Genomic DNA, 19,034 nt, shown 5'->3' with positions numbered 1-19,034 from the left:
GAAGAGAGTACGTTATTTTTCTTCGTTGATACAATAGGTTAGTACTTTAACGGAAGATGCTCGATTGTCAAAAGGATGCCGTTTTCAATGCTGATATAGCCCCCCTTTTTAAGCTGTGCGAGGATTTTCATAATGCTGCTACGTGAAAGGCTGGTTTTCTGCTGGATATACTGCGCGGCAGAAACATCATGTCTGTATTCCGCTGGTTCACTCATCAACTCCTGTAACTGAACGCGGACAATTTCATAGGCACAGGTGGCCATGAGCCTGGTATTTATCGTATACAGTCGTGAGGTGACTCTGAGGCTATGGCAGGCCAGCAGCCTCCAGAGATTGTGCTCGGTGACGAACTGGTTGACCTTATCGGTACGGGTAATGGCGATCTCAGAGGTACTGTGGGTCTGAATAAACATCCCCGCCTCGGCGTAAAGTGTTCCACTGAGACCCATGATCCCTGGCACATACAGCGTGCCCAGCAGAATTTCACTCGTCTGATGATAGACGTTGCACACGCCGCTTCGTACCAGATAGCAGTACGCAACGCCATTATTATAAAGATATAACCGGGTGTTGGGAGGATACATAGCAAAAGTCGCCAGAGGAGCCAGGCTTTCCAGCAGTTCGGCGGTAGCGGAGAGGATCAGACTGCGATCCGGATGTTCGGTATCCATAACATACTCCTCATGTTGATTGACGCTCACTTAAAATTTGACTCAGAATTATCCGATAGATCTTAATCTTATTTCTTTTTAAATCAATATCTTCAAAGTAATATTTAATTTTGTTTATATAACAAAATAATTCTGATAAATAATTTATGGTTTTATTACTTATTTCCTTTTACTAAAATGGCTGTAATATCAAATTGGATGATTTTTAAGAAGAATGAATTCATTACCCATAATAGTATTATGGATATTTATGCAAGTTGTTTATGGGTGTAATTTTACACCCATAAACAACTTTTAAAAATCTAAAACAATTATCATAATTATCGTTTATGTGAGGGGAGTGCGTTAGGGGGATGTTCATAAGCCTATGGAGGGATTTATTTGTGAATAATAAAAAAAGAGCTACCTCAATAAGTTACAGCATCAGACACAAAAAGCCTCTGGCTGATATCAATCAACTGATAAGCATCCTTACACCTTCAGCCAATAAGTTGACGCTCGCCAATAAGCAGTCACTTAACTTTAGAGTGGAAGGGGAACATAAATGTTTTTTACTTCATCACGGTAACATTACGCTTTATCGCCATGCCGACGGTATTGCCTTAAATTCAGAATCAGCTCCCTACATATTTGGCTTAAGTACGCAGTTGCTGGAGCATGATTATTTCTATATCAGAACGAATGAGACTTCTGATATTAGCGTGCTTTCTATTGCCGATGCTAACCGGATTATCGACAGGAGTAACCTGTGGAAAGGCGTAGCCGCGCTATTAATTTATAGTGCGACAAGAATGTTCGATCACTGCACGAAGATCTCGGCATTATCTTCTTATGAGATTATATGCTATCAGCTCTATGAACTGATGGATGAAACAGAAGAAGTGAGAAATAATGTCAGCATTGTTTCTTATATTTTAAGCCGTACCTTTCTGTCACGCAGCAGCATCATGAAGATACTGGCTCAGCTGAAGACTGGAAATTATATCGAGACTGAAAAAGGCCTGCTCAGAGCGATAAACAACATACCTTCAAAATATTAAATCATCACCGCTGGCGACAGCACCTGAAGCCACAGAGGCGCGGCGGCTCCCGTACATGACCTGATGACCGAAATCTGCGATACTTATGCTTTATCCCCCTCACAGAGATGACTATGCAGTACCCGATTAACGAGATGTTCCAGACCCTGCAAGGTGAGGGTTACTTTACCGGCGTCCCCGCCATTTTTATTCGTTTACAGGGATGCCCGGTTGGCTGTGCCTGGTGCGATACCAAACACACCTGGGATAAGCTTGAGGATCGGGAAGTTTCCCTGTACAGCATCCTGGCTAAGACCAAAGAGAGCGATAAATGGGGCGCGGCGAGCAGCGAGGATCTGCTGGCGGTCATTGTGCGTCAGGGCTATACCGCCCGTCACGTGGTGATAACCGGTGGCGAGCCCTGCATTCATGACCTGATGCCGCTGACAGACCTGCTGGAAAAGAACGGCTTTAGCTGCCAGATTGAAACCAGCGGTACCCACGAAGTGCGCTGTACGCCGAATACCTGGGTGACCGTATCGCCGAAGGTGAATATGCGCGGCGGTTATGATGTGCTGTCGCAGGCGCTGGAGCGTGCGAATGAAATCAAACATCCGGTTGGTCGCGTTCGCGATATTGAAGCGCTGGATGAACTGCTGGCTACATTGAGTGACGACAAACCGCGCATCATCGCCTTACAGCCAATCAGCCAGAAAGAAGATGCCACGCGTTTGTGTATTGATACCTGTATTGCGCGGAACTGGCGTCTGTCGATGCAGACCCATAAATATCTGAATATTGCCTGATGATAATGGGTTTATCGGCCTGCATTGAGTGCTACATGCAGGCCGGACAACCTTATGCGTTAGACCAGCTCTGAATCGAATTGACGTTATTCAGGCCGCCATGCAACACTTCATACGACTTTTTCAGGATCACATCGGTGTGCTGGGTTAAATCGCGGAAAATCCCTTTGTTCAGCGCCAAAGTCTCTTTAATGCCTAATGCCATTGCGGTTGTCGAGGGACGAGGCAGGAATCCATAACGCTCGGCCAGCAGGTTATTGCCCCTTCCGCCAGTACCACATAGCGGGCACGCAGCGTAAAGCACAAGCGGTGCCCGCTATCCCTGCACCGATAATAATAATATCGAAATCGTCAGACATGTTGTGCTCCAGATATCCAGAGCACATAACCCTAACAGAGTGTTAGTTAAGGAAAATTGACCGTTGCCACAGACGATACAATCACTCGCCGCGATAAACACAACCCGCCGTGCAGGTCTCTTTCACCATTACGGCACTCAGCAGAGGGACGACCGGTTTAACCTGATCCCAAATCCATTTTGCCAGCACTTCACTGGTTGGGTTTTCTAAGCCAGGAATATCGTTCAGATAGTAGTGATCGAGTCTGTCGTAAGTTGGCTTAAACGCGGCTTTTAACTCAGAAAAATCCATGATCCAACCGGTATGCGGATCGACTTCACCGGTAATTTCAAGACGCACCATAAATGAGTGACCATGCAGGCGGCCACACTTATGCCCTTCCGGTACATGCGGCAGGCGGTGAGCGGCTTCGAAGGTGAAATCTTTAAACAAGGTGGTGGACATTTTTTACTCTCAAGAATGCGAAAAACCGCCGTAGGGTACCGTAAAGAGCGAATTTTATCATTAGTTAAAAGGGCGCTGAGTATCAGAACGACCGATTCATGATGGTAATATTTAATAATTATTGATATATCATATAGTTATCCAATCTGTTTTGCTGTTAATAACTATAACTAAAACAGGTTAGTTCATTTGGTTATTTGTTATTTCTATCCCTTCTTTAATTGTTACTATCCCCGCCGTTAACCTTATCTTCAGTTTGGGTTTTATTGCTGAAATCCGCTTTGCTTACTGGAACATGACAACGCATGACGACACAGGCCCCACCTTCCGCTCTGCTACCGCTAAACCCGGAGCAACTGGCACGCCTTCAGGCGGCCACGACCGATTTCACTCCCGCACAGCTTGCGTGGGTTTCTGGCTATTTTTGGGGCGTGCTGAATCAGCAGCCAGGCAGCAATGCGGCGACTCCTGCGCCTGCTGCTGAAATGCCTGGCATTACGCTTATCTCCGCCTCGCAAACCGGTAATGCGCGTCGTGTGGCGGAAGCCCTGCGCGATGATCTGATCGCTGCAAAGCTCAACGTCACTCTCACCAATGCTGGCGACTATAAATTCAAACAAATCGCCAATGAGAAATTGCTGATCGTAGTGGCGTCGACGCAAGGGGAAGGTGAACCGGCGGAAGAAGCCGTAGCGTTGCATAAATTCCTGTTCTCGAAAAAAGCGCCGAAGCTTGATAACACCGCTTTTGCCGTGTTTGGTCTTGGTGACACTTCTTACGAGTTTTTCTGTCAGTCAGGAAAAGACTTCGATGCAAAACTGGCTGAGCTGGGCGGTGAACGCTTGCTTGACCGCGTGGATGCCGACGTCGAATACCAGGGCGCGGCAGCCGAATGGCGTGCCCGTCTGGTTGATGTCCTGAAAGCGCGTGCGCCTGCGGCATCGTCTGTGCAAGTTGCTGCGAGCGGTGCGGTAAACGAAGTACACACCAGCCCGTACACCAAAGAAACACCACTGACGGCGTCGCTTGCGGTGAATCAGAAAATCACCGGTCGCGACTCGGAAAAAGATGTGCGCCATATTGAAATCGATCTCGGCAATTCCGGCCTGCGCTACCAGCCGGGCGATGCCTTAGGAGTCTGGTATCAGAACGATCCGGCACTGGTCAAAGAGCTGGTTGAATTGCTGTGGCTGAAAGGAGATGAGCCGGTCACGGTTGACGGCAAAACCCTGTCGCTCACCGAAGCGCTGCAGTGGCATTTCGAGCTGACGGTTAACACCGGCAATATCGTCGAGAACTATGCCACTTTAACCCGTAGCGACTCTCTGCTGCCGCTGGTGGGCGACAAAGCGCAATTGCAGCATTACGCCGCAACCACGCCAATCGTCGATATGGTGCGCTTCTCCCCAGCGCAACTGGACGCCCAAACGTTGGTTGATCTTCTGCGCCCGCTGACGCCGCGTTTGTATTCTATTGCCTCTTCCCAGGCGGAAGTGGAAAGCGAAGTGCACGTCACCGTGGGCGTGGTGCGTTATGACATTGAAGGTCGGGCCCGTGCTGGCGGTGCGTCCAGTTTCCTCGCCGATCGCGTGGAAGAAGAGGGCGAAGTGCGTGTGTTCATCGAACACAACGATAACTTCCGCCTGCCGGCTAACCCGCAGACACCGGTGATTATGATTGGACCGGGCACGGGGATTGCGCCATTCCGTGCATTTATGCAGCAGCGTGCGGCTGACGGAGCCGAAGGCAAAAACTGGCTGTTTTTTGGCAACCCACACTTTACCGAAGATTTCCTGTACCAGGTGGAATGGCAGCGCTACGTCAAAGAAGGTGTGCTGAGCCGTATCGATCTCGCCTGGTCCCGTGACCAGAAAGAAAAAATATACGTACAAGACAAACTGCGCCAACAGGGTGCGGAACTGTGGCGCTGGATAAACGACGGTGCCCACATTTATGTCTGCGGCGACGCCAATCGCATGGCGAAAGACGTTGAGCAGGCTTTGCTGGAAGTGATTGCCGAATTCGGTGCTATGGATATCGAAGCGGCGGATGAATTTTTAAGTGAGCTGCGCATTGAGCGCCGTTATCAGCGAGATGTCTACTAATGAGCGAAAAATACCCAGGACCATTGGTGGTCGAAGGCAAGCTGTCCGACGCTGAGCGTATGAAGCTGGAAAGCAACTATCTGCGCGGTACGATTGCCGAAGATTTAAACGACGGCCTGACCGGCGGCTTCAAAGGCGACAACTTCCTGCTGATCCGTTTTCACGGTATGTACCAGCAGGATGACCGCGATATCCGCGCCGAACGAGCCGAGCAAAAGCTGGAGCCGCGTCACGCGATGCTGCTGCGCTGCCGTCTGCCGGGTGGGGTGATCACCACCAAACAGTGGCAGGCGATCGACACGTTCGCCCATGACAACACGATTTATGGCAGCATTCGTCTGACCAACCGTCAGACCTTCCAGTTTCACGGCATTCTGAAGAAGAACGTTAAGCCGGTACACCAGATGCTGCATTCGGTCGGGCTGGACGCGCTGGCGACCGCCAACGACATGAACCGTAACGTTCTGTGTACCTCTAACCCGTACGAGTCCGAGCTGCACGCCCAAGCCTATGAATGGGCGAAGAAGATCTCCGAACATCTGCTGCCGCGTACTCGCGCCTATGCAGAAATTTGGCTGGATCAGGAGAAGGTTGCGACCACCGACGAAGAGCCGATCCTCGGTCAAACCTATCTGCCGCGTAAGTTTAAAACCACGGTCGTAATCCCGCCGCAGAACGACATCGATCTGCACGCCAACGACATGAACTTCGTAGCGATTGCCGAAAACGGCAAGCTGGTGGGCTTTAACCTGCTGGTCGGCGGTGGTTTGTCGATTGAGCACGGCAATAAGAAAACCTACGCCCGCACCGCGAGCGAATTCGGCTATCTGCCGCTGGAGCACACGCTGGCGGTGGCGGAAGCGGTTGTTACCACGCAGCGCGACTGGGGTAATCGTACCGATCGTAAAAACGCCAAAACCAAATACACGCTTGAACGCGTTGGTATCGACACGTTCAAAGAGGAAGTGGAGCGTCGCGCGGGTATTAAATTTGAGCCGATCCGCCCGTACGAGTTCACCGGTCGCGGCGATCGTATTGGATGGGTAAAAGGGATCGACAATAACTGGCACCTGACGCTGTTTATTGAAAACGGCCGTATCCTGGATTATCCGGGCCGTCCGCTGAAAACCGGCCTGCTGGAGATCGCGAAGATCCACAAAGGGGATTTCCGCATCACCGCCAACCAGAACCTGATCATTGCTGGTGTGCCGGAAAGCCAAAAAGCGAAGATCGAGAAGCTGGCGCGCGATCACGGATTGATGAATGCGGTGAAGCCGCAGCGTGAAAACTCGATGGCCTGCGTGTCGTTCCCGACCTGTCCGCTGGCGATGGCGGAGGCCGAACGTTTCCTGCCATCGTTCACTGATAAAGTGGAAGCTATTCTCGAAAAACACGGCATTCCTGACGAGCATATTGTGATGCGCGTTACAGGCTGCCCGAACGGCTGCGGCCGCGCGATGCTGGCGGAACTGGGCCTGGTGGGTAAAGCCCCGGGGCGCTACAACGTACACCTTGGCGGTAACCGCATGGGCACGCGCATTCCGCGTATGTATCGCGAAAATATTACGGAATCGGAAATTCTCGACTCCGTTGACGAACTGGTTGGGCGCTGGGCGAAAGAGCGCGAAGCGGGTGAAGGCTTCGGTGATTTTACGGTGCGTGCGGGCATCATTCGCCCGGTGCTCGATCCCGCCCGGGATTTCTGGGAGTAACCACGAGAGGTAATTATGTCCGTACTCGATCTAAACGCCCTTAATGACCTGCCAAAAGTCGACCGCATTCTGGCGCTGGCGGAAACCAACGCACAGCTCGAAAAGCTGGACGCTGAAGGGCGCGTGGCGTGGGCGCTGGAAAACCTGCCTGGTGAATATGTACTGTCATCAAGCTTTGGTATCCAGGCGGCAGTAAGCCTGCACCTGGTGAATCAGGTTCACCCAGATATCCCGGTGATCCTCACCGATACCGGCTATTTGTTCCCGGAAACCTACCAGTTTATTGATGAGTTAACAGACAAGCTCAAGCTTAATCTGCAAGTCTACCGGGCGAAGGAGAGCGCGGCCTGGCAGGAAGCGCGCTACGGCAAACTGTGGGAGCAGGGCGTTGAAGGCATTGAGAAATACAATGAGATCAACAAAGTCGAGCCGATGAACCGCGCGCTTAAAGAACTCAATGCGCAAACCTGGTTTGCCGGTCTGCGCCGCGAGCAGTCGGGCAGCCGGGCGCATTTGCCGGTGTTGGCTATCCAGCGTGGCGTGTTTAAAGTGCTGCCGATCATCGACTGGGACAACCGTACCGTTTACCAGTACCTGCAAAAGTACGGCCTGAAATACCATCCACTGTGGGATCAGGGCTATCTGTCAGTGGGTGATACCCATACCACCCGCAAATGGGAGCCGGGTATGGCGGAAGAAGAGACGCGGTTCTTCGGATTGAAGCGCGAGTGCGGATTGCACGAAGGGTAAAAGATAAAAGCCCGGTAATGTTTACATATTACCGGGCTTCTTCGTCAGGATTTTCCCGCCTTTGCCAGTTCTTTTACCAACGGGAGCATAATGCGTACCACGTCGCGGCTACGGTGCTCTATCCTGCCCGGTAAGGCTTTATCGATATGCTGCTGGTTATCCAGTCGCACATCGTGCCAGCTGTTGCCTGCCGGGAACGAGGCGCTTTTGGCGCGCTGTTGATAGCCATCTTTCTTGCCCAGACTCCAGTTGGTTGCTTCAACGGAGAGCACGGCAATGCCTGCGTTGTCGAAGACCTCTGCGTCGTTACAACATCCAGTACCTTTCGGATAGTTTTTGTTCAGTCCAGGATTGGTGCTGGCTACGATACCGCGGCTGTGCGCGATGGCCAGTGCCCGGTCGCGCGTCAATTTTCGCACCGCTTCCGGGGTTTTCTTACCGCTATTGAAATAGAGCTTATCGCCGACGATCAGGTTATCGAGGTTGATAACCAGCAGCGTATTTTTCTTCTCGGCGGCGCTCATTCGCTTCAGGATGTTCTCCGCGCCCAGTTTGCCTTCTTCCTCGCCGCTGGTGGCGATAAATCGAATGCCGTACTGCGTCGGCACGTCTTTGAGTTTTTCCGCCAGTTCCAGCATCACGCCAAGTCCTGCGGCGTTGTCATCAATACCTTGCAGGGTCAATCCACCCAGATTGGCATCGGAATCGGCGTCGCTCTGTGCGGCGTAGGTGTCGAGGTGCGCCATGATAATAATCTGCTGTGGCGCTTTACCCTCATGTGCGGCAATAACGGTACTCCCCGTGACGTTATGCCAGTTTTTACGGTTATTTTTGGCGGTATAAACATAACGGCTATTAAACGTTCGAATATCACTGCTGTAGCCCATCTGCTGAAATTGCTGGCGAATATAATCAGCAGACAACATTTCTGCCGGAGAGCCGGTTACGCGGCCTGGGAAAAACGTTGCGATATATCGAGCCTGGGTATTTGCGATATCTCCAGGTTTGGAAGATGTTGCCTGTGCGGGAAGGATAAAGCACGCGCCGAGCGCCAGGATTGCAAGAAGGGGGCGCGTTGCGGAAAACATAATGAGTCCTTAAATACCAAGCAGAAATTTTTAGCCGCTAGTATGAAACCGTGATCGAGGTAAAACAATTTCATTTGCTCCTAAATGCCCTAAATTCGGTAGCTTAAGCACTTTTTGATATTTGCTTTTCCGGATCGTTATTCCTTTGAGGAACTACTCATTCCAATTCGTAATTTCATTCGCCCTCTTGCCCTCCCTATAGTCAGGTTATCTGAGCATCGTTAGCAAAATAACGGCATTACATAGGAACGGTTATGGATCAAAAACGACTTACCCACCTGCGGCAACTGGAAGCGGAAAGCATCCATATTATTCGTGAGGTGGCCGCCGAGTTTTCGAATCCGGTGATGATGTATTCCATCGGCAAAGATTCCAGCGTAATGCTGCATCTGGCGCGCAAAGCGTTTTATCCTGGCACGTTGCCGTTCCCTCTGCTGCACGTTGATACCGGCTGGAAATTCAGCGAGATGTACGAGTTTCGTGACCGCACGGCGAAAGCCTACGGTTGTGAACTGCTGGTGCATAAAAACCCGGAAGGGGTGGCGATGGGCATCAACCCGTTTGTTCACGGTAGCGCCAAGCATACCGATATTATGAAAACCGAAGGGTTGAAGCAGGCGTTGAACAAATACGGTTTCGACGCCGCGTTCGGTGGCGCTCGTCGTGACGAAGAGAAATCGCGTGCCAAGGAGCGCATTTATTCTTTCCGCGATCGTTTTCATCGCTGGGACCCTAAAAATCAGCGTCCGGAACTGTGGCATAACTACAACGGACAGATTAACAAAGGCGAAAGCATTCGCGTATTCCCGCTCTCCAACTGGACTGAACAGGATATCTGGCAGTACATCTGGCTGGAAAATATCGACATCGTGCCGCTGTACCTGGCGGCGGAGCGTCCGGTGCTGGAACGCGACGGCATGCTGATGATGATTGATGACGACAGAATCGATCTGCAACCGGGGGAAGTGATTAAAAAACGCATGGTGCGTTTCCGTACGCTCGGCTGCTGGCCGTTAACAGGCGCGGTGGAGTCGAATGCGCAGACGCTGCCTGAAATCATCGAAGAGATGCTGGTCTCAACCACCAGTGAACGTCAGGGCCGCGTGATTGACCGCGACCAGGCGGGCTCCATGGAGCTGAAGAAACGTCAGGGGTATTTCTAAGGAGCCGCCATGAACACGACACTTGCACAACAAATTGCTAATGAAGGCGGCGTTGAAGCCTGGATGGTCGCCCAGCAACACAAAAGCCTGCTGCGTTTTTTAACCTGCGGTAGCGTGGATGATGGGAAAAGCACCCTGATTGGTCGCCTGCTGCACGACACGCGTCAGATTTATGAAGACCAGCTTTCATCGCTGCACAACGACAGTAAACGTCACGGTACTCAGGGCGAAAAGCTCGATCTGGCGTTATTGGTTGACGGCTTGCAAGCCGAGCGCGAGCAGGGCATCACCATCGACGTGGCTTACCGTTATTTCTCTACCGAGAAGCGTAAATTTATTATTGCGGATACTCCCGGTCATGAGCAATACACTCGCAACATGGCGACCGGTGCGTCGACCTGCGACCTGGCGATCCTGCTGATCGATGCGCGTAAAGGCGTGCTGGATCAGACCCGTCGTCACAGCTTTATCTCCACGCTACTTGGGATCAAACACCTGGTGGTGGCGATCAACAAAATGGATCTGGTGAACTTTAGCGAAGAGACATTTAACCGCATTCGCGAAGACTATCTTACTTTTGCTGAACAGTTGCCGGGCAACCTGGATATCCGGTTTGTGCCGCTCTCTGCGCTGGAAGGCGACAACGTGGCTTCACAAAGCGCCAGCATGTCGTGGTACAGCGGTCCGACGCTACTGGAAGTACTGGAAACAGTTGAGATCCAACGCATAGTTGATACTCAGCCGATGCGCTTCCCGGTGCAGTATGTGAACCGACCGAATCTGGATTTTCGTGGTTATGCCGGGACGCTGGCCTCCGGTAGTGTGAAGGTAGGGCAACGCGTCAAAGTACTGCCATCCGGCGTTGAGTCGAGCGTGGCACGGATCGTAACCTTTGATGGCGATTTACAGGAAGCACATGCGGGTGAAGCGATCACCCTGGTATTGAAAGATGAGATCGATATCAGCCGGGGCGACCTGCTGCTTGATGCCGGTGAAGCGTTACCTGCGGTACAAAGCGCTGCCGTTGATGTGGTGTGGATGGCGGAACAACCGTTGTCGCCTGGGCAGAGCTACGACATCAAAGTCGCCGGTAAGAAGACCCGCGCACGCGTTGATAACGTGCAGTACCAGATTGATATTAATAACCTGACCCAACGTGATGTTGAAGCGTTGCCGCTAAACGGCATCGGTCTGGTTAATCTGACCTTTGATGAGCCGCTGGTGCTGGATACCTATCAGCAGAATCCGGTTACGGGCGGGCTGATTATCATTGACCGCCTGACCAACGTTACCGTTGGCGCGGGGCTGGTACGTGAGCCAATCGTCCAGGATCACGCCGCGGCTTCTCAGTTCAGCGCGTTTGAGCTGGAGCTTAATGCGTTAGTGCGTCGCCATTTCCCGCACTGGGGCGCGCGCGATCTGCTGGGAGGAAAATAATGGCGCTGCATGACGAAAACGTCGTCTGGCATGCCCATCCTGTTACACCGCAACAGCGGGAACAACGCCACGGTCATCGTGGTGTTGTGCTGTGGTTTACCGGGCTGTCTGGTTCAGGTAAATCCACGGTAGCAGGAGCGCTGGAAGAGGCGTTGCACAAGTTGGGAGTGAGTACCTATTTGTTGGATGGCGATAACGTGCGCCACGGCCTGTGCAGCGATCTTGGGTTTAGCGATGCCGATCGTAAGGAGAATATTCGTCGGGTTGGCGAGGTGGCTAACCTGATGGTGGACGCGGGCCTTGTGGTGTTGACCGCCTTTATCTCTCCGCATCGCGCCGAACGCAAAATGGTCCGTGAACGCGTTGGCGAAGGGCGTTTTATTGAGGTTTTTGTCGATACGCCGCTGGCAACGTGCGAATTACGCGATCCAAAAGGGCTGTATAAAAAAGCGCGGGCGGGTGAGTTGCGCAATTTCACCGGAATTGATTCGGTATACGAAGCGCCTGAATCGCCAGAGATTCACCTTGATGGTGAACAATTGGTAACAAATTTGGTACCCCAATTATTAGACCTGCTGAGGCAGGAAGATATTATCAGATCCTGAGACACCCGAGCTTGTATGCCCGGTCAGTCACGGTCACAGGATTAGATATGCGTAACAGCCATAACATTACTATTACAGAGTCAGATACCTTCGCCGCCGACGATGAAACCACCTGGTCACTACCGGGTGCCGTGGTCGGTTTTATCGCGTGGCTGTTGGCGCTGGGGATTCCGTTTCTGATTTATGGCCCTAACACACTCTTTTTCTTCATTTATACCTGGCCCTTTTTCCTCGCATTGCTGCCCGTGGCGATTGTCGCGGGTATTGCGCTGCACTCCCTATTGAAGGGGCTGTTGCTGCTGAGCATTACCTGCACCCTACTGGTGGTTGGGGCGATGTTTGGCGCGCTATTTCTGTGGTTGTTGGGTTAGGCAAACGCCTTTTTTTAACAATCGCTGATGTTGTTCACTCTCTGGTCATAATTCAAACCGTAACCAACAATGAGATTATGTTCTCCTTACACGGGGTATACGTAACAACGGGCAAATGTGGTACATTTGCCCGCGTTGTCGCGGCATTCCCGACCGTTGATGTAAAGTTGTCTGCGGAAGTTATGGGATGTTAATGCCGTTTTTCAGGGGGCAGGATGGGTAAACTAACGCTGCTGTTGCTGGCTTTATTGGTCTGGCTGCAGTATTCGCTGTGGTTCGGTAAGAACGGCATACATGACTATAGTCGCGTCAACGATGATGTTGCTGCGCAGCAAGCTACGAACGCGAAACTTAAAGCACGTAACGATCAGCTCTTTGCCGAAATTGACGATCTCAATGGCGGACAAGAGGCTATTGAGGAGCGCGCGCGCAACGAACTCAGCATGACTAAGCCGGGCGAAACCTTTTATCGTCTGGTGCCTGACGCGTCTAAACGCGCTCAGACTGCAGGGCAAAACAATCGATAAACCGTCCAGGGATTTAACATGGCAGCCACTTTATTGGACGTTTGCGCTGTGGTGCCGGCTGCCGGGTTTGGCCGCCGAATGCAAACAGAGTGTCCTAAGCAGTACCTCTCTATTGGCAATAAAACCATTCTTGAACACTCGGTTGATGCGCTGCTGGCTCATCCCCGGGTGACGCGAGTCGTTATCGCTATCAGCCCAGGCGACAGCCGCTTTGCCCAACTTCCACTCGCCGCGCATCCGCAAATTACCGTAGTGGATGGCGGCAACGAGCGTGCCGATTCTGTCCTTGCCGGTTTGCAAGCCGCAGGTGAGGCCAGTTGGGTACTGGTGCATGACGCCGCGCGTCCGTGTCTGCACCAGGATGATTTAGCCCGTTTGCTGGCAATCAGTGAGACCAGCCGCACCGGCGGGATCCTGGCGGCACCAGTACGCGACACGATGAAGCGCGCGGAGCCGGGCCGAACAGACATTGCCCATACGGTCGATCGCACCGATTTATGGCACGCGTTGACACCGCAGTTTTTCCCTCGCGAGCTGTTGCACGACTGCCTGACCCGTGCGCTCCACGAAGGCGCAACCATTACGGATGAGGCCTCGGCGCTGGAATATTGCGGCTTACATCCTCAGCTCGTTGAAGGACGGGCTGATAATATTAAAGTAACGCGTCCAGAGGATTTGGCGTTGGCCGAATTTTATCTGACCCGGACTACCCACCAGGAGAAGACATAATGCGAATTGGACACGGTTTCGACGTACACGCTTTTGGCGGAGAAGGCCCAATTATCATTGGTGGTGTGCGCATCCCGTATGAAAAAGGATTGCTGGCGCATTCTGATGGCGATGTGGCGTTACACGCGCTAACCGATGCTCTGCTGGGCGCGGCTGCGCTGGGGGATATCGGTAAACTCTTCCCTGACACCGACCCGACCTTTAAAGGTGCCGATAGTCGTGAATTATTGCGAGAAGCCTGGCGGCGTATTCAGGCCAAAGGCTATACGCTTGGTAATGTGGATGTGACAATTATTGCTCAGGCGCCGAAGATGCTGCCGCACATTCCGCAAATGCGCGTGTTTATTGCCGAAGATCTCGGCTGCCATATGGATGATGTTAACGTGAAAGCGACCACCACGGAAAAACTCGGTTTTACCGGGCGTGGGGAAGGGATTGCCTGTGAAGCGGTGGCGTTACTCATTAAGGCACCGAAATGACTGTGTTTGACGATCTGACGTATCTCCATGGCAAACCACTGGGCCATGGCGTCCTGAAAGCGAATCCGGAAGACTTTGTTGTCGTCGAAGATTTAGGCTTCGAACCGGATGGCGAAGGCGAGCATGTTTTGGTGCGCATCCTGAAGAACGGTTGTAACACCCGTTTTGTGTCTGACGCGCTGGCGAAATTCCTGAAAATTCACGCCCGTGAAGTGAGCTTTGCCGGGCAGAAAGATAAGCATGCGGTCACGGAACAGTGGCTGTGCGCGCGCGTACCGGGCAATGCAATGCCTGATCTAAGCAAATTTGAGCTCGAAGGCTGTAAAGTGCTGGAGTACGCGCGCCACAAGCGTAAGCTGCGTTTAGGGGCGCTGAAAGGCAACGAATTTACGCTGGTGTTGCGTGAAGTGAGCGAGCGAAATGACGTTGAAGCGCGTTTGCAGGCGATTAGCGAACGCGGCGTACCGAACTATTTTGGCGCTCAGCGTTTTGGTATTGGCGGTAGCAACCTGCAAGGGGCGCTGCGCTGGGCACAAAGCGATGCGCCGGTGCGCGATCGCAATAAACGCAGTTTTTGGTTGTCGGCGGCCCGTAGCGCGTTGTTTAATCAGATAGTCAGTGAACGCTTGAAAAAAACAGACTTTAATCAAGTTGTTGACGGCGATGCGCTACAATTATCCGGACGCGGAAGCTGGTTTGTCGCCACACAGGAAGAACACACTGAATTACAGCGTCGCGTCGATGAGAAAGAATTGATGATCACAGCGGCATTACCGGGCAGCGGTGAGTGGGGAACTCAGCGCGACGCACTGGCGTTTGAAAAAGCCGCTGTTGCTGATGAAACCGCGCTGCAAGCTCTGTTATTGCGCGAGAAAGTCGACGCGTCGCGTCGCGCTATGTTGCTGTATCCACAACAATTAAGCTGGAACTGGTGGGATGACGTAACCGTCGAGTTACGCTTCTGGCTACCGGCAGGTAGCTTCGCCACCAGTGTTGTAAGGGAACTTATTAACACAATGGGTGATTATGCGTATATTGCTGAGTAACGATGATGGGGTCCACGCACCCGGTATACAAACGCTGGCGAAAGCGCTGCGTGAGTTTGCTGACGTACAGGTGGTTGCCCCGGATCGTAACCGCAGTGGCGCGTCTAACTCGCTGACGCTGGAATCCTCACTTCGCACCTTTACCTATGATAACGGCGATATCGCCGTACAAATGGGTACGCCCACCGACTGCGTCTATCTGGGCGTGAACGCATTAATGCGTCCGCGTCCGGACATTGTCGTTTCTGGTATCAACGCGGGTCCTAATCTGGGTGATGATGTTATCTATTCCGGTACCGTTGCGGCGGCAATGGAAGGCCGTCATCTGGGATTCCCGGCGCTGGCTGTCTCACTTGATGGCCATAAATACTACGATACTGCTGCCGCAGTAACCTGTCGTATCTTACGGGCGCTGAGTCGTGAACCGCTGCGCACCGGTCGCATTTTGAATATCAACGTGCCGGATTTACCGCTGGATCAGATTAAAGGTATTCGCGTCACGCGCTGCGGCAGTCGCCATCCGGCGGATCAGGTTATTCCACAGCAGGACCCACGCGGTAATACGCTGTACTGGATCGGGCCACCGGGCGAAAAGTGCGACGCCGGGCCGGATACGGATTTTGCCGCCGTCGATGAAGGCTATGTTTCTATCACGCCGCTGCATGTCGATTTAACCGCATACGGCGCGCATGAAGTGGTTTCTGACTGGTTAGACAGCGTGGGAGTCGACACGCAATGGTAAGCAGACGCGTACACACTCTTCTTGAACAATTACGTGCGCAGGGCATCAGAGATGAGCTTGTCCTCGATGCGCTCGCCGCCGTGCCGCGTGAAAAATTCATTGATGAGGCGTTTGAACATAAGGCCTGGGACAATATTGCCCTGCCGATTGGTCAGGGGCAGACGATTTCGCAGCCTTATATGGTTGCGCGAATGACCGAACTGCTTGAGCTAACGCCGCAGTCTCGGGTGCTGGAAATTGGTACTGGCTCTGGCTACCAGACGGCGATTCTGGCGCACCTGGTGCATCATGTGTGCTCCGTTGAGCGCATTAAAGGTTTGCAATGGCAGGCGCGTCGCCGCCTGAAGCAGCTTGATTTACATAATGTTTCGACCCGTCATGGTGATGGATGGCAAGGCTGGCAGGCGCGAGCCCCGTTTGACGCTATCATTGTAACGGCAGCGCCGCCCGAGATCCCAACCGCATTGATGATGCAACTGGATGAGGGCGGCATTCTCGTCTTACCCGTGGGCGATGAGCACCAGTTTCTGAAGCGGGTGCGTCGTCGGGGAGGCGAATTTATTATCGATACCGTGGAGGCCGTACGTTTCGTTCCCTTAGTGAAAGGGGAACTTGCGTAGATAGCGCTGCTGAATACCTGGAGTTTTCCTGGTTATTCTCGAAAGAGTAAGCGTATTGTGACGGGGCCTTGCACGGTGATTACGTCACTGGTTTTAACCAATTTTCCTGGGGGATAAATGAGCGCGGGAAGCCACAAATTTACCGTTCGCCGCATTGCGGCATTGTCACTGGTTTCACTATGGCTGGCAGGTTGTTCAAACACCTCGAATCCACCAGCGCCGGTCAGCTCGGTTAACGGTAGTGCATCAACGAACACCAGTTCTGGCATGCTGATTACGCCTCCACCTAAAATGGGCTCGACGTCGACAGTTCAGCAGACGCCACAGATCCAGTCGGTGCAGCAACCAACCACACAGCCAACGCAAATCCAGCCTGTTGCTCAACAGCCTGTGCAGATGGAAAACGGTCGTATTGTATACAATCGTAAGTATGGGAATATTCCGAAAGGTAGCTACACGGGCGGCAGTACCTATACTGTTAAGAAAGGCGATACCCTTTTCTATATTGCCTGGATCACCGGGAACGATTTCCGTGACCTCGCACAACGCAATAACGTTCCGGCCCCGTATGGCCTGAATGTCGGTCAAACTCTGCAAGTGGGCAACGCGTCTGGTGCACCGATTACCGGTGGCAATGCCATCACCCAGGCGGATGCAGCACAGCAAGGAGTTGTGACCAACCCTGCACAAAATTCCACCGTTGCTGTTGCTTCGAAACCAACAATTACGTATTCTGAGGATTCAGGTGAACAAAGTGCTAACAAAATGTTGCCGAACAACAAGCCTGCTGGGACTGTGGTCACAGCGCCTGTAACGGCTCCAGCAGTTAGCACAACCGAATCAACTGCAAGCTCAACGTCGACTAGCTCGCCAATCTCTACCTGGCGCTGGCCGACTGACGGCAAAGTGATCGAAAACTTTGCGGCTACCGAAGGTGGCAATAAAGGGATCGACATTGCAGGCAGCAAAGGACAGGCTATTGTCGCGACCGCAGATGGACGCGTCGTCTATGCCGGTAATGCGCTGCGTGGTTACGGTAATCTTATTATCATCAAACATAACGATGATTACCTGAGCGCCTACGCCCATAACGATACAATGCTGGTCCGGGAACAACAAGAAATCAAGGCGGGGCAGAAAATAGCTACCATGGGTAGCACCGGAACCAGTTCAACACGCTTGCATTTTGAAATTCGTTACAAGGGGAAATCCGTAAACCCGCTGCGCTATTTACCGCAGCGATAATTAGGCGGAACCAGGCTTTCACGTGCTAGTTCCGTTAGGGATCACGGGTAGGAGCCACCTTTATGAGTCAGAATACGCTGAAAGTTCATGATTTAAATGAAGATGCGGAATTTGATGAGAACGGAGTAGAGGCTTTTGATGAAAAAGCCTTGAGTGAAGAGGAACCCAGTGATAACGACCTGGCTGAAGAAGAGCTGTTATCGCAGGGGGCCACACAGCGTGTGTTGGACGCGACTCAGCTTTACCTTGGTGAGATTGGTTATTCACCACTGTTAACAGCCGAAGAAGAAGTTTATTTTGCGCGTCGCGCACTGCGTGGAGATGTCGCATCTCGCCGTCGCATGATTGAAAGTAACCTGCGTCTGGTGGTGAAAATTGCTCGTCGTTATGGCAATCGTGGTCTGGCATTGCTGGACCTGATTGAAGAGGGCAATTTAGGGCTTATCCGTGCCGTCGAGAAGTTTGACCCGGAACGTGGGTTCCGCTTCTCAACATACGCAACCTGGTGGATCCGCCAGACGATCGAACGGGCGATTATGAACCAAACCCGTACGATCCGACTGCCGATTCACATTGTAAAAGAGCTGAACGTCTATCTGCGTACCGCGCGTGAGTTGTCGCATAAACTGGACCACGAACCGAGTGCAGAAGAGATTGCTGAACAACTGGATAAACCGGTTGATGACGTCAGCCGTATGCTCCGACTCAACGAGCGTATTACCTCGGTAGACACCCCGCTGGGTGGCGATTCCGAAAAAGCGTTGCTGGATATTCTGGCCGATGAAAAGGAAAACGGTCCAGAAGACACCACGCAAGACGATGATATGAAACAGAGCATCGTCAAATGGTTGTTCGAACTGAACGCCAAACAGCGTGAAGTGCTGGCACGTCGTTTTGGTCTGCTGGGGTACGAAGCTGCGACACTGGAAGATGTGGGCCGTGAAATTGGTCTCACTCGTGAACGTGTTCGCCAGATTCAGGTTGAAGGTCTGCGTCGTCTGCGTGAAATTCTGCAGACTCAGGGACTGAATATCGAAGCGCTTTTCCGCGAGTAAGCACAAGTTCTATCAAGAAAGGCCAGTCTCATTGAGACTGGCCTTTTTCTTTAGGGCTACT

21 protein-coding genes and 2 pseudogenes are annotated in these 19,034 nt (G+C 52.3%); 17 read left to right on the top strand and 6 right to left on the bottom strand.

Going from position 1 to position 19,034, the window contains the following annotated elements:
- Nucleotides 1-38 precede the first annotated feature (38 nt).
- Nucleotides 39-671 (bottom strand): winged helix-turn-helix transcriptional regulator, encoded by a 633-nt coding sequence (locus OGV65_RS11570; protein ID WP_047499398.1) that lies wholly within the window; start codon nucleotides 669-671, stop codon nucleotides 39-41.
- A gap of 383 nt (nucleotides 672-1,054) precedes the next feature.
- Between OGV65_RS11570 and OGV65_RS11565 the strand changes: the two genes are divergently transcribed.
- Both OGV65_RS11565 and queE read left to right on the top strand, forming a co-directional pair.
- A complete protein-coding gene (locus tag OGV65_RS11565) occupies nucleotides 1,055-1,711 on the top strand; it encodes a winged helix-turn-helix transcriptional regulator (protein WP_046276166.1) in 657 nt (218 codons plus the stop codon).
- 113 nt (nucleotides 1,712-1,824) lie between these two features.
- A complete protein-coding gene (queE, locus tag OGV65_RS11560; protein WP_016154229.1) occupies nucleotides 1,825-2,496 on the top strand; it encodes a 7-carboxy-7-deazaguanine synthase QueE in 672 nt (223 codons plus the stop codon).
- A 52-nt stretch (nucleotides 2,497-2,548) separates the two neighbouring features.
- On the opposite strand, the pseudogene OGV65_RS11555 reads toward queE, so the two are convergent.
- The 3 genes and pseudogenes from OGV65_RS11555 to queD form a co-directional block, all read right to left on the bottom strand.
- Nucleotides 2,549-2,674: pseudogene (locus OGV65_RS11555) on the bottom strand (hypothetical protein); the annotation flags it as partial.
- Nucleotides 2,669-2,790, bottom strand: a pseudogene (locus OGV65_RS25500) (hypothetical protein); the annotation flags it as partial. The pseudogenes OGV65_RS11555 and OGV65_RS25500, both read right to left, overlap by 6 nt.
- Before the next feature lie 146 nt (nucleotides 2,791-2,936).
- Nucleotides 2,937-3,299, bottom strand: coding sequence for a 6-carboxytetrahydropterin synthase QueD (gene queD / locus OGV65_RS11545; RefSeq protein WP_043017394.1), 363 nt, complete (start codon nucleotides 3,297-3,299; stop codon nucleotides 2,937-2,939).
- Between the two features lie 305 nt (nucleotides 3,300-3,604).
- Here queD and cysJ point away from each other — a divergent pair, with 305 nt between their 5' ends.
- The 3 genes from cysJ to cysH are packed head-to-tail and all read left to right on the top strand — an operon-like array spanning nucleotide 3,605 to nucleotide 7,866.
- Nucleotides 3,605-5,404 carry an NADPH-dependent assimilatory sulfite reductase flavoprotein subunit gene (cysJ, locus tag OGV65_RS11540; RefSeq protein ID WP_279263816.1) on the top strand — a complete coding sequence of 600 codons (1,800 nt, stop codon included), beginning with the start codon at nucleotides 3,605-3,607 and terminating at the stop codon, nucleotides 5,402-5,404.
- A complete protein-coding gene (gene cysI, locus OGV65_RS11535) occupies nucleotides 5,404-7,116 on the top strand; it encodes an assimilatory sulfite reductase (NADPH) hemoprotein subunit (protein ID WP_016154216.1) in 1,713 nt (570 codons plus the stop codon). Before cysJ ends, cysI begins: the two co-directional genes overlap by 1 nt.
- A 15-nt stretch (nucleotides 7,117-7,131) precedes the next feature.
- On the top strand, nucleotides 7,132-7,866 hold the full coding sequence (cysH, locus tag OGV65_RS11530; RefSeq protein WP_103766735.1) for a phosphoadenosine phosphosulfate reductase: 735 nt from the start codon (nucleotides 7,132-7,134) through the stop codon (nucleotides 7,864-7,866).
- Between the two features lie 44 nt (nucleotides 7,867-7,910).
- Here the strand turns inward: cysH and OGV65_RS11525 are convergent, their stop codons facing one another.
- On the bottom strand, nucleotides 7,911-8,954 hold the full coding sequence (locus OGV65_RS11525; RefSeq protein WP_016157334.1) for an aminopeptidase: 1,044 nt from the start codon (nucleotides 8,952-8,954) through the stop codon (nucleotides 7,911-7,913).
- A 254-nt stretch (nucleotides 8,955-9,208) separates the two neighbouring features.
- Here OGV65_RS11525 and cysD point away from each other — a divergent pair, with 254 nt between their 5' ends.
- From cysD to OGV65_RS11475, 10 genes are all read left to right on the top strand, one after another.
- The gene (gene cysD / locus OGV65_RS11520) at nucleotides 9,209-10,117 is read left to right on the top strand and encodes a sulfate adenylyltransferase subunit CysD (protein WP_003034152.1); all 909 of its coding nucleotides are present in this window, start codon (nucleotides 9,209-9,211) and stop codon (nucleotides 10,115-10,117) included.
- Nucleotides 10,118-10,126: 9 nt separating this feature from the next.
- On the top strand, nucleotides 10,127-11,554 hold the full coding sequence (gene cysN / locus OGV65_RS11515) for a sulfate adenylyltransferase subunit CysN (protein ID WP_049040376.1): 1,428 nt from the start codon (nucleotides 10,127-10,129) through the stop codon (nucleotides 11,552-11,554).
- On the top strand, nucleotides 11,554-12,159 hold the full coding sequence (gene cysC / locus OGV65_RS11510; RefSeq protein ID WP_019077557.1) for an adenylyl-sulfate kinase: 606 nt from the start codon (nucleotides 11,554-11,556) through the stop codon (nucleotides 12,157-12,159). The genes cysN and cysC overlap by 1 nt, the downstream gene beginning before the upstream one ends.
- Nucleotides 12,160-12,206: 47 nt before the next feature.
- Nucleotides 12,207-12,530: a DUF3561 family protein gene (locus OGV65_RS11505; protein ID WP_016154211.1), complete on the top strand. Its 324-nt coding sequence runs from the start codon at nucleotides 12,207-12,209 to the stop codon at nucleotides 12,528-12,530.
- Nucleotides 12,531-12,745: 215 nt separating this feature from the next.
- A complete protein-coding gene (gene ftsB, locus OGV65_RS11500; protein WP_003034163.1) occupies nucleotides 12,746-13,057 on the top strand; it encodes a cell division protein FtsB in 312 nt (103 codons plus the stop codon).
- An 18-nt stretch (nucleotides 13,058-13,075) separates the two neighbouring features.
- Nucleotides 13,076-13,786 carry a 2-C-methyl-D-erythritol 4-phosphate cytidylyltransferase gene (ispD, locus tag OGV65_RS11495; protein ID WP_016154210.1) on the top strand — a complete coding sequence of 237 codons (711 nt, stop codon included), beginning with the start codon at nucleotides 13,076-13,078 and terminating at the stop codon, nucleotides 13,784-13,786.
- Complete coding sequence (gene ispF, locus OGV65_RS11490) at nucleotides 13,786-14,265, top strand: 2-C-methyl-D-erythritol 2,4-cyclodiphosphate synthase (protein WP_016154209.1); 480 nt, start codon at nucleotides 13,786-13,788, stop codon at nucleotides 14,263-14,265. The genes ispD and ispF overlap by 1 nt, the downstream gene beginning before the upstream one ends.
- A complete protein-coding gene (gene truD / locus OGV65_RS11485) occupies nucleotides 14,262-15,311 on the top strand; it encodes a tRNA pseudouridine(13) synthase TruD (protein ID WP_286454967.1) in 1,050 nt (349 codons plus the stop codon). Before ispF ends, truD begins: the two co-directional genes overlap by 4 nt.
- Nucleotides 15,292-16,053, top strand: a complete 762-nt coding sequence (gene surE, locus OGV65_RS11480; RefSeq protein ID WP_047499412.1) for a 5'/3'-nucleotidase SurE — start codon at nucleotides 15,292-15,294, stop codon at nucleotides 16,051-16,053. The genes truD and surE overlap by 20 nt, the downstream gene beginning before the upstream one ends.
- Entirely contained in the window at nucleotides 16,047-16,673 is a 627-nt protein-coding gene (locus OGV65_RS11475) for a protein-L-isoaspartate(D-aspartate) O-methyltransferase (protein ID WP_003034172.1), read from the top strand. The genes surE and OGV65_RS11475 overlap by 7 nt, the downstream gene beginning before the upstream one ends.
- A 32-nt stretch (nucleotides 16,674-16,705) precedes the next feature.
- Here the strand turns inward: OGV65_RS11475 and OGV65_RS11470 are convergent, their stop codons facing one another.
- Entirely contained in the window at nucleotides 16,706-16,933 is a 228-nt protein-coding gene (locus tag OGV65_RS11470) for a hypothetical protein (RefSeq protein ID WP_223870215.1), read from the bottom strand.
- Between OGV65_RS11470 and nlpD the strand changes: the two genes are divergently transcribed.
- Together nlpD and rpoS are read left to right on the top strand one after the other, a co-directional pair.
- Nucleotides 16,836-17,918 carry a murein hydrolase activator NlpD gene (gene nlpD / locus OGV65_RS11465; protein WP_230330220.1) on the top strand — a complete coding sequence of 361 codons (1,083 nt, stop codon included), beginning with the start codon at nucleotides 16,836-16,838 and terminating at the stop codon, nucleotides 17,916-17,918. The two genes, OGV65_RS11470 and nlpD, sit on opposite strands and share 98 nt — an antisense overlap.
- A gap of 62 nt (nucleotides 17,919-17,980) precedes the next feature.
- The gene (gene rpoS / locus OGV65_RS11460) at nucleotides 17,981-18,973 is read left to right on the top strand and encodes an RNA polymerase sigma factor RpoS (protein ID WP_000081498.1); all 993 of its coding nucleotides are present in this window, start codon (nucleotides 17,981-17,983) and stop codon (nucleotides 18,971-18,973) included.
- Nucleotides 18,974-19,034: the final 61 nt, after the last annotated feature.

Source organism: Citrobacter sp. Cb004 (genome assembly GCF_030337065.1).
GTDB lineage: Bacteria > Pseudomonadota > Gammaproteobacteria > Enterobacterales > Enterobacteriaceae > Citrobacter > Citrobacter braakii.
Note: the sequence above shows the minus strand (reverse complement) of the source record. Positions and strands in the feature narration are given on the sequence as shown.

What these genes read in the sequence shown, in the direction of transcription:
- queD (WP_043017394.1), bottom strand. Translation starts at nt 3,299, where the DNA reads ATGTCCACCACCTTGTTTAAAGATTTCACCTTCGAAGCCGCTCACCGC.
- cysH (WP_103766735.1), top strand. Translation starts at nt 7,132, where the DNA reads ATGTCCGTACTCGATCTAAACGCCCTTAATGACCTGCCAAAAGTCGAC.
- surE (WP_047499412.1), top strand. Translation starts at nt 15,292, where the DNA reads ATGCGTATATTGCTGAGTAACGATGATGGGGTCCACGCACCCGGTATA.
- OGV65_RS11475 (WP_003034172.1), top strand. Translation starts at nt 16,047, where the DNA reads ATGGTAAGCAGACGCGTACACACTCTTCTTGAACAATTACGTGCGCAG.
- cysC (WP_019077557.1), top strand. Translation starts at nt 11,554, where the DNA reads ATGGCGCTGCATGACGAAAACGTCGTCTGGCATGCCCATCCTGTTACA.
- cysN (WP_049040376.1), top strand. Translation starts at nt 10,127, where the DNA reads ATGAACACGACACTTGCACAACAAATTGCTAATGAAGGCGGCGTTGAA.
- OGV65_RS11505 (WP_016154211.1), top strand. Translation starts at nt 12,207, where the DNA reads ATGCGTAACAGCCATAACATTACTATTACAGAGTCAGATACCTTCGCC.
- truD (WP_286454967.1), top strand. Translation starts at nt 14,262, where the DNA reads ATGACTGTGTTTGACGATCTGACGTATCTCCATGGCAAACCACTGGGC.
- OGV65_RS11525 (WP_016157334.1), bottom strand. Translation starts at nt 8,954, where the DNA reads ATGTTTTCCGCAACGCGCCCCCTTCTTGCAATCCTGGCGCTCGGCGCG.
- ispD (WP_016154210.1), top strand. Translation starts at nt 13,076, where the DNA reads ATGGCAGCCACTTTATTGGACGTTTGCGCTGTGGTGCCGGCTGCCGGG.
- OGV65_RS11570 (WP_047499398.1), bottom strand. Translation starts at nt 671, where the DNA reads ATGGATACCGAACATCCGGATCGCAGTCTGATCCTCTCCGCTACCGCC.
- ftsB (WP_003034163.1), top strand. Translation starts at nt 12,746, where the DNA reads ATGGGTAAACTAACGCTGCTGTTGCTGGCTTTATTGGTCTGGCTGCAG.
- queE (WP_016154229.1), top strand. Translation starts at nt 1,825, where the DNA reads ATGCAGTACCCGATTAACGAGATGTTCCAGACCCTGCAAGGTGAGGGT.
- cysJ (WP_279263816.1), top strand. Translation starts at nt 3,605, where the DNA reads ATGACGACACAGGCCCCACCTTCCGCTCTGCTACCGCTAAACCCGGAG.
- rpoS (WP_000081498.1), top strand. Translation starts at nt 17,981, where the DNA reads ATGAGTCAGAATACGCTGAAAGTTCATGATTTAAATGAAGATGCGGAA.
- ispF (WP_016154209.1), top strand. Translation starts at nt 13,786, where the DNA reads ATGCGAATTGGACACGGTTTCGACGTACACGCTTTTGGCGGAGAAGGC.
- cysI (WP_016154216.1), top strand. Translation starts at nt 5,404, where the DNA reads ATGAGCGAAAAATACCCAGGACCATTGGTGGTCGAAGGCAAGCTGTCC.
- cysD (WP_003034152.1), top strand. Translation starts at nt 9,209, where the DNA reads ATGGATCAAAAACGACTTACCCACCTGCGGCAACTGGAAGCGGAAAGC.